Annotated in this window: 8 protein-coding genes and 1 pseudogene; 3 read left to right on the top strand and 6 right to left on the bottom strand. The window is 75.9% G+C overall.

Features of this window, described 5'->3' with window-relative positions:
* Positions 1–1265 (top strand): annotated as a pseudogene (locus ABZ885_RS27860) (hypothetical protein); the annotation flags it as partial.
* Between the two features lie 12 nt (positions 1266–1277).
* On the opposite strand, the gene ABZ885_RS27855 reads toward ABZ885_RS27860, so the two are convergent.
* Complete coding sequence (locus ABZ885_RS27855) at positions 1278–2462, bottom strand: FAD-dependent monooxygenase (RefSeq protein WP_360194184.1); 1185 nt, start codon at positions 2460–2462, stop codon at positions 1278–1280.
* Between the two features lie 131 nt (positions 2463–2593).
* Here ABZ885_RS27855 and ABZ885_RS27850 point away from each other — a divergent pair, with 131 nt between their 5' ends.
* A complete protein-coding gene (locus ABZ885_RS27850) occupies positions 2594–3319 on the top strand; it encodes a TetR/AcrR family transcriptional regulator C-terminal domain-containing protein (RefSeq protein ID WP_360194182.1) in 726 nt (241 codons plus the stop codon).
* A gap of 26 nt (positions 3320–3345) precedes the next feature.
* Here the strand turns inward: ABZ885_RS27850 and ABZ885_RS27845 are convergent, their stop codons facing one another.
* From ABZ885_RS27845 to ABZ885_RS27825, 5 genes are all read right to left on the bottom strand, one after another.
* Entirely contained in the window at positions 3346–3852 is a 507-nt protein-coding gene (locus ABZ885_RS27845) for a MarR family winged helix-turn-helix transcriptional regulator (RefSeq protein WP_360194179.1), read from the bottom strand.
* 130 nt (positions 3853–3982) lie between these two features.
* Positions 3983–6124 (bottom strand): MMPL family transporter, encoded by a 2142-nt coding sequence (locus tag ABZ885_RS27840; RefSeq protein WP_360194176.1) that lies wholly within the window; start codon positions 6122–6124, stop codon positions 3983–3985.
* A 156-nt stretch (positions 6125–6280) separates the two neighbouring features.
* Positions 6281–7042: a hypothetical protein gene (locus tag ABZ885_RS27835; RefSeq protein WP_360194173.1), complete on the bottom strand. Its 762-nt coding sequence runs from the start codon at positions 7040–7042 to the stop codon at positions 6281–6283.
* A gap of 1757 nt (positions 7043–8799) precedes the next feature.
* The gene (locus ABZ885_RS27830) at positions 8800–9087 is read right to left on the bottom strand and encodes an SHOCT domain-containing protein (RefSeq protein WP_360194170.1); all 288 of its coding nucleotides are present in this window, start codon (positions 9085–9087) and stop codon (positions 8800–8802) included.
* Between the two features lie 73 nt (positions 9088–9160).
* Entirely contained in the window at positions 9161–9622 is a 462-nt protein-coding gene (locus tag ABZ885_RS27825) for a DUF6325 family protein (protein ID WP_360194167.1), read from the bottom strand.
* Between the two features lie 318 nt (positions 9623–9940).
* Here ABZ885_RS27825 and ABZ885_RS27820 point away from each other — a divergent pair.
* On the top strand, positions 9941–11250 hold a 1310-nt coding region (locus ABZ885_RS27820), incomplete at its 3' end, for an AAA family ATPase (protein ID WP_360194164.1).

Below are 11250 nucleotides of genomic sequence, written 5' to 3'. Positions count from 1 at the left end.
CCGCGCTGGCGCTCACCGGCACGGCGGCCGCGCTGGCCGGCACCGGCGGCACGACCGCGGCGCCCGCCCGCCCGCTCCCCGTCCCGCCGGCCGGGACGGCAGCCGATCCGGCCGCGCTGGTCCGGGTCGCGCCGGACCGGTGGCAGCACACCGCCCGGGTCGACTTCTCCGCCTGGCCCGCCCGGGGCGACCACCGCGACGACGCCGCGCTGCTCGGCCGGGCCCTCGCCGCCTGGTCCCGCCCCGGTCCGCAGACCGGGGCCGAACCGGGAACCGTCACCGCCCCGCCCGCGGGCCCGCCGCAGCTGCTCTTCGCCGGCACCGTCGACGGAGCCGAGGTGGTGGTGCTGTACGACGGCGGGCGGCTCGCCCGGTACACCGACGGGCGCGGCGGCGGGCTCGAACTCGCCCGGGCCGACGACACCTCCGTCACCACGGCCGGCGCGGTGGTGCTGCGCCGTCAGGGCACCTCCGCCCGCTACCTGCTCGCGCCCTGGATCGACACCGCGGAGACCCGCCGGATCGACCAGCCGGACGTGCCCGCCAAGCCGCTGGACCGGGCGGACGGGGTGACGGCCTCGGCGCCGGCCGTGCCCGCGGGCCCCGACTCCCCCGGCGCGTTCGCGGACTGCCGCGGCGCCACCGTGCTCCAGCTGCGGGTCTCTCCCGTGATCCCCGAGCGGCAGGCGTTCCTGCTGGCCGACCTCGGCGGCCTGGTCCCCGCCCGTCTCGGCTACACCCCGCCGCCGGACCGCGGCCAGCCGGCCACCGGGCCCCGCGAGGCGGTCGCCCCGGACGCCCTGCAGGCCTGGGCGCGGGCCGGCTGCGCGGTGCCGGACGACACACCCGGGGTCAAGGAGCTGAACCTCTGGACGTTCGCGGTGCAGCAACTGCCGCAGAACGCGGGCGCGGCCACCTGGGTCTGCCTGCGGGCCGACCGCTGGAACGGCGAGGGCAGCGCGGTGACGGCCGTCCTGCTGCCGGGGGCCCGCGGCCCGCAGCGCACCGGCGGCGGCCCCGGCCGGGCGTGCACCCGGTTCGAGCCGGACACCGTCGGCTGGACGTGGTGGCGGTCCCCGCAGGGCACGGAGTTCCTGCTGGCGGCGGGCAGCCGCAGGGTCACCCGGCTCACCGTCAAGGGCCCTGACTGGACGGCCGACCGGCCTGCGCCCGACCGCACCCTCGCCGTCGAACGCCCCGCCCGGGCCGCCGTCTCGGTCGAGGCCGTGCTCGACGGCGGCGGCCGGATCACCCCGCTGAAGTGAGGTCAGGGCCGGTCAGCGGGGCGCCGGCCCGTCCGGGTAGTCCGGCAGCGCGAGGGTGCTGACCTTCGTGCCCAGCTCCAGCATCCGGTTCAGGACCCACGGCCGGCCCAGCAGCGCGTTGCGCACCCGCAGCCCGGCCGCCGTCCGCGGGGCGAGGAACGGGCCGGTGCGGTCGCCGCCCTTCTGGCAGCCCTGGGCGTAGCCGCGCACGGTGTTCTCGTACCGGGTGAAGGCGGTGCGGTGGTCGCCGCCCGCCCGGGCGAGTTCACCGGCCAGGACGTACGCGGCGACGACGGCGGTGCCCGTGCCCATCCCGCCGATGGTGGCGCCGCAGGCGGCGTCCCCGAGCAGCGCGATCCGGCCTGTGGACCAGGCGGGGACGTCCGCTCGGCTGATCGAGTCGAAGTAGAGCTCCGGGGCCTCGCGCAGGCTCTCCAGCAGCCGCGGCACCTCCCAGCCGAGGCCCGCGAACGCGCGCCGGACCAGCTCCCTCTGTTGCGCGGTGTCGTGCCGGTCGTAGCGGAGCCCGGGCGAGGCGAAGAGCACGAACGCACCGGCCCGGGCGTGGTCCCGGTGGTCCGCGCCGAGCGCGGCGAGCCGGCCCGGGACGTTGAGACCGAGTGCACCGGGCGGCAGGCCCAGGTGGTTGGGGAGCTGCCAGGTGGCGGCGTAGTAGCCGAGGTGGCGGACGTAGCGTTCCTCGGGGCCGAAGGCGAGCCGGCGGACGTTGGAGTGCAGCCCGTCCGCGCCGATCACCAGGTCGAAGGTGCGCGGCGCGCCGTGCCGGAACTCCGCGCGGACGCCGCTGGACGTCTCCTCCAGCGCGGTGATCGAGTCGCCGAAGACGTACTCGGTGGTGGGCAGGCTGTGCCGGTACAGCAGCTGGGCCAGCTCGCCGCGCGGCACCTCGATCTCGCCGCCCGCGAAGTCGGCCGGGAGGTGCAGCAGTCGGCGGCCGCGCTCGTCGACGAAGGTCATCGGGGTGCCGCCGGTGCCTAGCCGGCGCAGCTCGTCGAGCAGGCCCATCCGCGCCAGTACGGTGCGGTGGGTCTCGCCGCGGAAGTCGACGGCCTGCCCGCCGCCGCGCAGGGCCGGGGCGAGCTCGACCACGGTCGGCTCGAAGCCGTACCGCCCGAGCCAGTGGGCCAGCGCGGGGCCGGCGATGCTCGCGCCCGAGATGAGGACCTTGGCGCCCATATGTACTACTCCGTCCGTCGGGGACCGCCGGGGCTGAAACTGTGTCCGGTGGACACTGATTGCCGCTGTGTACGGTAGACACAGTTGACGGGTTCGGCAAGGGCCGCCCGGCGCAAGGACGGGAGCGGGGATTGACCAGCGGATCCGACGACGGGCCCGGCCGGACGGCACGGCTGCTCTGGGGCCCGCGCCCCAAGCCCACCCGGGGGCCCAAGCCGGCGCTCAGCCTGGAACGGATCGCCCGGGCCGGCATCGAGATCGCGGATGCGGAGGGGCTCGGCGCCGTCTCGATGCAGCGGGTCGCCGGGCTGCTCGACTACACCAAGATGTCGCTCTACCGCTACGTTCCCGGCAAGGCCGAGTTGGTCGCGCTGATGGTCGAGGCGGCGGTCGGCGCACCCGAGGCGCCCGTCGGCCTTCCTGACTGGCGCGGGCAACTCGACCACTGGGCACGCCAGTTGGCCGAGGCCTTCGGCGCCCACCCGTGGCTACTGGACGCCACCGTCGGCCCCCGGGTGATGGGTCCGACCGAACTCGCCTGGCTGGAGCGGGTGGTGGCCGCACTGGACGGCACCGGGCTGACCGGCCCCGAGCGGATGGACGCCGCCGCGCTGCTGGCCGGCCACGTCCGCGGCATCGCCGAGCAGGCCCGGGCCGCCGGGCCGGACGGCGCACCCGAGTCGGAGCTGCTCGCCCTCCTCGGCGGGCTGGTCCGCGAACACGCCGACCGCTTCCCGGCGCTCGCCGCGGCGATCACGGCGCCGGACGGCCGCGACCAGGCGCTGGACTTCGGGCTGGAGCGCATTCTCGACGGGCTGGAGGCACTGATCGCCCGCCGGGGCCGGCCTCCCGCCTGAGGCTGTGCCGTGGGCCCCCCAGAGGTTCAGCGCGTGTGCCGCAGCTCCGCCAGTTCGCCGGTGAACCGGCCGAGGAAGCGGCCGACCACGGCCAGCTCCGCCGCGGTGAACTCGGCCCGCACGGCCTCGGTGCGCCGCGCGACCGGCGCGAACCACTCGGCCGCCATCCGCCCGGCGCCCGGCAGGTAGTGCACCAGCACCTGGCGGCGGTCGGCGGCATCCCGGGTGCGCCGGATGTGCCCGGCGCGCTCCAGCCGGTCCAGCACCGCGGTGACCGCCCCCGAGCTGAGGGCCAGCTCCTCGCGCAGGCGGCCGGGGGTGATCCCGCCGGGGGCGCCCTCCTCCTCCGGGGCCGCCCGCATCACGGCGAGCAGGGCCTGCACGTCGGTGGCGTGCAGGCCGCTGGCGGCGGCGAAGCCGTGGCCGAGCAGGTTCAGCTCGGCGGCGAGGTCCTGGAGCAGCCGGCCGAACGCCGGCGTGCCGGGCGGTGCTCCGGGCGTGGCCGGGGACGGGCTCGGCTCCTGCTCCGACAAGGTCACCTGCTCCGGTCGCGGGCGGCGTGCTGACCCGTTCAGCCTAACGGGCGACCCCGCGACCGGTGTGCAGACCGGGCACCCGGCCCTGCCATCGGACCTGCGCGCGGACCGGCACTCGGACCGGCACTCAGACCGGTTCGCCGACCTGCGCCGGAACCGCCGGACGGTCCGTCACCCGGACGAGCCGGGCCGGCCACCAGACCCGCTCCCCCAGATCCCGGACCAGCGCCGGGACCAGCAGTGAACGCACCAGCAGGGTGTCCAGCAGCACGCCGAAGGCGACGATGAAGGCGATCTGGGCGAGGAAGGCCAGCGGGATCACCCCGAGCGCGGCGAAGGTCGCGGCGAGCACCACCCCCGCCGAGGTGATCACCCCTCCGGTCGCGGTCAGACCGCGCAGCACCCCCTCCCGGGTGCCCACCCGCAACGCCTCCTCCCGGACCCGGGTCATCAGGAAGATGTTGTAGTCCACGCCCAGCGCGACCAGGAACACGAACCCGTACAGCGGCACCGAGGGATCGGTGGCGGAGAAGCCGAACACGTGCGGGAAGACCACCGCACTGACGCCGAGCGTGGCCAGGTAGGAGAGGGCCACCGTGGCGGCGAGCAGCACCGGGGCGAGCAGCGAACGCAGCAGCAGGACCAGCACGGCCAGGATGCAGAGCAGCACCACCGGCATGATCAGCGCCCGGTCGCGCTCGGCCGTGACCCGGGTGTCGTACTGCTGCGCGGTGTAGCCGCCGACCAGCGCGTCCGCCCCCGGCACCGCGTGCACGGCCTGCCGCAGGTGCTGCACCGTGGCGATCGCCTCGTCGCTGTCGGCCGGGTCGGCGAGCGTGACGTCCAGCCGGACCCGCCCGTCCACCGCCTTGGGCGGACCGCCCGGGGCGCCGCCGGTGAACGGCCGGATGCCGGCCGTGCCGGGGACGCCGGCCGCGGCCGTGACCGCCTCCGCCTGCCCGGCCGCGGCGAGGACGACGGCCGGGTTGCCGGCCCCGCCCGCGAAGTGTGCGGACAGCAGCCGCTGCCCGGCCACGGAGGGCTGGGCCTTGACGAACAGTTCGCTCTGCGGCACGCCCCCGGAGTCCAGGGTGGGCGCGAAGGCCGCCATCGCGGCCAGCACCGCCAGGCTCGCCGCCCACGTCGCGCGCGGCCGGCGGCCCACCAGCGCGGCCACCCGCTCCCAGACGGCGTGCACCGGGGCCCGCCCGTCGGCGGCCGGCCGGGCCGGCCAGTAGGCGGCGCGGCCGAGCAGGGCCAGCGCGGCCGGCAGGAAGGTCAGCGCGGACAGCACCGCACAGCCGATCCCGATCGCGCCGACCGGCCCGAGCGCCCGGTTGTTCGTCAGGTCGGAGAACAGCAGGACCAGCAGGGCCAGGGCGACGGTGGCACCGGAGGCGGCGATCGGCTCGGCCGACCGCCGCCAGGCGGTCCGCATCGCGGCGAGCCGGTCGCCGTGCAGGTGCAGTTCCTCGCGGAAGCGGGCGGAGAGCAGCAGCCCGTAGTCGGTGGCGGCGCCGATCACCAGGATCGACAGCAGGCCCTGCACCTGGCCGTCCACCCGGACCAGGTCGTGGCGGGCGAGCAGGTACACCAGCGCGCAGGCGATCCCGAGGGCGAACACGGCGCCGAGGATGACCAGCAGCGGGAGCAGCACGGCCCGGTACACGGCGAGCAGGATCAGCAGCACCACGCCGAGGGCGACGCCGAGCAGCAGCCCGTCGATCCCGGCGAAGGCGCTGCCGAGGTCGGCCGCCATCGCGGCCGGTCCGGCCAGGCCGACCGTGGTGTCCGGCACCTGGCCGGCGAGCGCGCGCACCGCCCTGACGCTGTCTCCGGTCTGCCGCCCGAGGTCGGCGCGCAGCTGGACGACGCCCTGCAGCGCCCGGCCGTCCTCGGCGGGCACGGCGGGGGTGACCCGGCCGGTGGCGCCGGGGACGCCGGCGGCCGCGCGCAGTGCCTGTTCGGCGGCGGCGCGCTGGGCGTCGTCGACGGCCCCGGTGCGGCTCTCCCAGACCACGATCACCGGCAGCGCGGCGACGCTCTGGAACCCCTGCCCGAGCTGCGCGACCTCGGTCGACTCGGCGCTGCGCGGCAGGAAGGCGGCCCGGTCGTTGGTGGCCACCGAGGAGAGCTTGCCCGCGTACGGGCCGAACGCCCCGCCCAGGCCCAGCCAGACGACGAGGAGTGCGAGGGGGATCAGCAGCCGGGCTCGCCGGCCCGCGGTGGAGCCGGACGGAGGACGGCCGGCGGGGCTTCCGGTGCGCATCGGTGAACGCCCTTCGTGGCGGGGTCCGGTGACGGTCGGTCGCATCATATAGCTCAATCATCGAGAGACCCGGCGCCCCGGCGCGGCCCGCGCGGCCCGTCCGGGGCTGTCCGGTGCGGAGGCACCGGCCCCGACGACGGCCTGCCGGCCCCTCGGTCAGCCTCCGACGCCGACCTCGGCGAAGGGCGCGGGACTCAGGCCGAGCAGGCCTCCGAAGGGGGAGTTCAAGGCGTAGATGAAGACGACCATGAAGGCGATGAGGCTGGTGAAACCCATGGCCAGTACCACATGGGTGCGAGTGCGCTGGATTCCGAAGAGGAACATCAGGCCCAGGGTGAGCGCCCCGCCGGCGAGCAGGCCGAACCACATCACGCCCGACATGCCGCCGCCTCCGACCGCCTCGCGTCCGTTGCGCGCCTCGTAGGCGACGGAGATCTGCCCGAACGCCAGCTGGTCCACCTGCTGCTGCGCGTTGGTGGTGGGCTCGAAGGACGCCCAAGCGTCCTGCACGTCGTGCAGAAGCGTCCAGCCGCGCGTGCCCAGCGGCTTGCGCTGCTCCATCAGGGGCCACTCCTCGTTCCGCACGTAGCTGGCATAGGCGACCGCCGCCGATCGGGCTTGCTGGGCGTCGGCGGGCGGGAGCCCGTCGGCGAGCAGATACGTCTGGTGCAGAGCACCCGCCTCGGCACTGATGTGGGTGGCCGCGTCGTTTTTGGCCTCCCAGACGGAGACCAACGCCACGCCCAGCACCAACGCGTACAACACGCCGACCATCATCGTCAGGTACTCGGCGGTGTGGTCGCGTTCCTCTTCCGCCGGCTCCGGTCGGCTGGACCTCCGGCCGTTGAGGAAGGCAGCGCCCCCGGCGACCACGACGAATCCGGCGACAATGCCGATCACTCCGATTACGTGTTCCATGGTGCCCTTGAGCCTCGGTCGGGTCGGCGGCGCGTCCTACGGCGACGCTTCGCGATGGCTGCGGCAGCAATCGCGGGAACGCACAGGACGAGGAAGAACATGAGAAGGAAGGTGTGCGGCAGGCGGGGCCTGGGGTGGTCGAAGCGGCCGGAGTGCAGGAGAGGTGAGGCGACGTGGCCTCCCCCCGCGCCTGGTCCGGGGGGCCGGGAGGGCGTCGCGGACGCGGTACCGGAAGCACTCGGCGAGCTCTGCACGGGCTTACGCCCGCTGCCCGGCACCGCAGGGCCGGACGCCCCGGCTCCGGCTGCCCTCGCACCGCCCGCGGGCGCTCCGGCATTGGGAACCCCACCTGCTGGAGCCCCGGGACGAGCCCCGGGACGAGGGCCTCCGCCCGCGGGACCACCAGGCACGACCACACCGGCTGCGGGAGCACCGGCCACGGGAGCCCCGGGCACCGGAACCGCCGGCACAGCGGCTGCGGCGGCAGGAACCCCCGCCACCACAGCCCCGGGCGCAGCCGCCCCCGGCACGGCGGCCCCGACCACAGGAACCCCGGCACCGGGCGCGGGAGCAACGGCCCCGGGAGCCCCGACCACGGGAGCCCCCGGCACAGCGGCCCCGGGAACCCCGGGCGCAGCAGCCCCGACCACGGGTGCCCCGGGCACAGGAACCGCCGGCACAGCGGCGGCCCCGGGCGCAACAGCCCCAGCCAGAGGAACCCCGACCGCGAGAGCCCTGCCCGCACTCGCCTCAGGCGCAGGAACCCCGGGCGCAGGAACCGCCCCGGGCGCCCCGGGCTCAGCAGCAACGGCCCCGGCAGCCCCGGCCACTGGAACCCCCGCCACCGCAGCCCCAACCACAGGCACCCCGGGCGCAGGAACCGCCGCCCCAGCAGCCCCGGGCGCAGGAACCGCCGCCCCAGGAACCCCGGGCGCAGGAGCCCCCGGCGCAGGAACCCCGGGCACGCACGCGGGTGCGCCAGGTGTGGCAGGCGCAGCCGCCACTGCTCCTGTCGCTCCAGATCCCGGCGCGGGTGCTCCTGCAGCGATTGCAACACCGAAGGGGGATCCCGGGCCTGCACCCGCGCCGGTGTAACGCGAGTGCGCCGTACGGGTGAGGGTTCGGTGGCCGTCAGCGGACACCCCCCGGACGCTGACCAGGCCCTCATGTCCACCGGGCAGGGCGCGCACGGTCGCCGTGCAGACGAGAGTGGCCACCGGTGGGAGTCGGAGGATGCCCCCGGCCTCGCGCCCCGGGCAATGAGGCTCGACTCCGGGGGCCAGGGCGTCAGTGATCCGCAGGTCGGTCACCGGGGCTCCACCATCGTTGCGCAGTCGGTAGCTCACCCGCACCTCGTCGCCGGTCTTCACCACGGGCGTGTCTGCTTGACCGTCGACGGTCACCGACAACCCCAGTCCACCGGTTCCTGGCCCGCCGGGGGGAGGGCCGGCGACCGAGATGGCCAGCACCAGGCCGGCGGCAGTCGCGCAGAAGGACAGTTTCCAGCCAGGCATATGATCTAGTTATGGCCCAGGGGGCGGCCAGTGCCCTTCCGACACGCCTTCCGATGGGTATCGACCCGCGCCGATCACACCACAGGCGTACACAGCAGGACGGATCCCGCCGGTCCGTGCCGCCGGGCACGACGGTGTCGAAGTCCTCTGCGGCGAGCCGGAAGCACGCGCCCCGGCCCCAGGCCCCGCGCCGGACGGGCGCGGGGCCCGGGGCCGGGAGGGGCCGGGCCGTGCGGCTACGGCTCAGCCGTTGAGGATGCGGGCCTTCTGGGCCGTGAACTCCTCCTCCGTCAGGACGCCCTGCTCCTTGAGCGTCGCGAGTTCCTTCAGCTGGTCGAGCTTGGAGTCCATGGAGGCCGGTGCCGGCGCGGCGGGCGCGGGTGCGGGCGCGGGCTGGGCGGGTGCGGGCTGCTGGGCTTCCTCCTGCTGGGCCCAGCGGCCGGCCTGACGGCGCGAGACGCGGTTGGACACGGCCGTGGCCGTCCCCGCGACGACCGCGGTCCGTGCGACTCCTCGAAGTAGTCCGGGCATGACTTCCTGCCTGAGAGGTTGAGGGCTGGGGTGCGAAGGCTGGGGTGGACGGACGGGGGCCGGGGCGACCGGGTCAGCTCACGGAGTCGAGCGCGTCGAGCGCCTCGATGACGTCCTGGACGGGCACCCGTCCGCTCGCGACCATCCGGGCGCCGGCGTTGCGCAGGGCCGCGACCAGCGGTGCGGCCCACAGGTTCTCGTAGAGCAGCACCGCGGCGGAGTCGCCGGGACCGATCAGTCCACCGGCCTCGGCGAGGTCGTCGTGGCCCATGAGCCCGGACGAGACGCCCTCGAAGAAGGTGAGGTCGAGTTCGCCGTCGCCGTCCACATCGGCGAGCTCCAGGCCGATGACCGTGCCGTCCTCCTCCTTCTTGATGAAGGTCAGGTCGAGGATCCGGATGATGCCCCGGTCGACTAGGTCGACGAGAACGGGCATGCCCTCCCCGGTCATCCGACTGCCGGGGAACTCGACGACCACGTAGTCGATCGGGCCTGGTTCGTCCAGCTGCCGAGCGCTGTTGGGTTCGTTGCTCACGTCCGCTCCTGGTGAGAGAGGTCCGGTCGGCGGGACGGGCCCGGGGTGCGCGCCGAGGCCCGACACCGGTGGATCCGTCCCGCTCTGACGCTACCGCCGGCCCGCGCCGGCGGGATCACCTCTTTGGGGTGACCCGGCGGCACCCGGCGCGACACCCGGCGACCGCCCGCCGCCCGCCCGGCCCTGGCCCACCCGACAGGGCCCGGTCGGCCCTGCCCACCCGGGCCGTCCAGCCGTTGCGGCCCGACGGCGGCCATTCGAGGATCGAAGGGAAGCACCCCGCCGGACACCCGTCCGGCCCTACGGCTGGTGATGACCATGACCTCAGCGCCGAGGCGCCGGACCGCCGGCTCCCCCGGCCCGGAGCCGTCCGCGGCGGACACCGTCCTCGCCACCCGCCTGCGGGTGCCCCCCGTCCCCGCGACCTTCGTCCGCAGGGCGCGGCTGGCCGACCGCCTCACCCGCGGCGTGCGCGAGCACCCGCTGCTCCTCGTCAACGGCCCGGCCGGCGCCGGCAAGACCCTGCTGGTCTGCGACTGGGTGCGGAGCGCGGCCCTGCCGGGCCCCGCCGCCTGGCTCACCCTGGAGGAACAGGACGGCGCACCCGGGGCCCTCCCGGCGCTGCTCGCCGAGGCGCTCCGCCGCGCCGGCGTCCCCCTTCCGGCGGAACCGGCGCCCGCCCGCCCGCCCGGGCCGGCCGGCCCCGGGCTGCCCGCCCTCCTGGCGGGCGCCCTGGCCGGCCGCCGGGAGCCCGTCGTCCTCGTCCTCGACGAGTTCGAGCGGCTCACCGCCCCGGACGTCGCCGCGGACCTCCACACCCTGCTGCGGCACGCCGGTGACGGCCTGCGCCTGGTCCTGGTCAGCCGCAACGAACCGCTGCTCCCGCTGCACCGATACCGCGCGGCGGACGAGATCACCGAAGTCCGCTCCGCCGACCTGGCGTTCACCCCCGACGAGGCCGCCGTCCTGCTGCGCCGGCACGGTCTCGACCTGTCCGAGGACGGCGTCCGGGCGCTGACCCGGCGCACCGAGGGGTGGGCGGCCGGCCTGCGCCTGTGCGCGCTGGCCACCGAGCACGCCGGGGACCGTGAGCGCTACCTCAAGGAGTTCGAGGCCGGGCACAGCGTGATCGCGGACTTCCTGCTGGCCGAGGTGCTGGACGCCCAGCCGGCGCCGACCCGGGACCTCCTGCTGCGCACCAGCCTGCTCGACCGCACCCACCCCTCCCTGGCGAACGCGCTGACCGGGCGCGACGACGCGGAGCGCACGCTGGAGGAACTCGCCCGCGCCAACGCGTTCGTCACCCCGCTGGGCCACTCCTGGTACCGCCACCACCCGCTGTTCGCGGAGATCCTCCGGGTGCACCTGCGGGCCTGCCACCCCGGCCTGCCGCAGAAGCTGCACGCCACCGCCGCCCGCTGGCTGCACGCGGCCGGTCTGCTCGACGAGGCGCTGCGGCACGCCGCCGCCGCGGCCGAGTGGGAGCTCGCGGCGGGCTGGCTGGTCGGGGACCTCGCCATCGGGCAGTTCTTCGGCGACCGGGCCGCCGCCGCGCCGACCGGGGTGTTCGCCGGGCACCTCGACGCGACCGCCGAGCGCGGCCTCGACTGGCACCTCGCCACCCCACC

This window comes from Kitasatospora sp. NPDC047058 (assembly GCF_040643935.1).
Taxonomy (GTDB): Bacteria; Actinomycetota; Actinomycetes; order Streptomycetales; family Streptomycetaceae; genus Kitasatospora.
Note: the sequence above shows the minus strand (reverse complement) of the source record. Positions and strands in the feature narration are given on the sequence as shown.

Coding starts and splice junctions, on each gene's coding strand:
- ABZ885_RS27855 (WP_360194184.1), bottom strand. CDS start 2,462: ATGGGCGCCAAGGTCCTCATCTCGGGCGCGAGCATCGCCGGCCCCGCG.
- ABZ885_RS27840 (WP_360194176.1), bottom strand. CDS start 6,124: ATGCGCACCGGAAGCCCCGCCGGCCGTCCTCCGTCCGGCTCCACCGCG.
- ABZ885_RS27835 (WP_360194173.1), bottom strand. CDS start 7,042: ATGGAACACGTAATCGGAGTGATCGGCATTGTCGCCGGATTCGTCGTG.
- ABZ885_RS27830 (WP_360194170.1), bottom strand. CDS start 9,087: ATGCCCGGACTACTTCGAGGAGTCGCACGGACCGCGGTCGTCGCGGGG.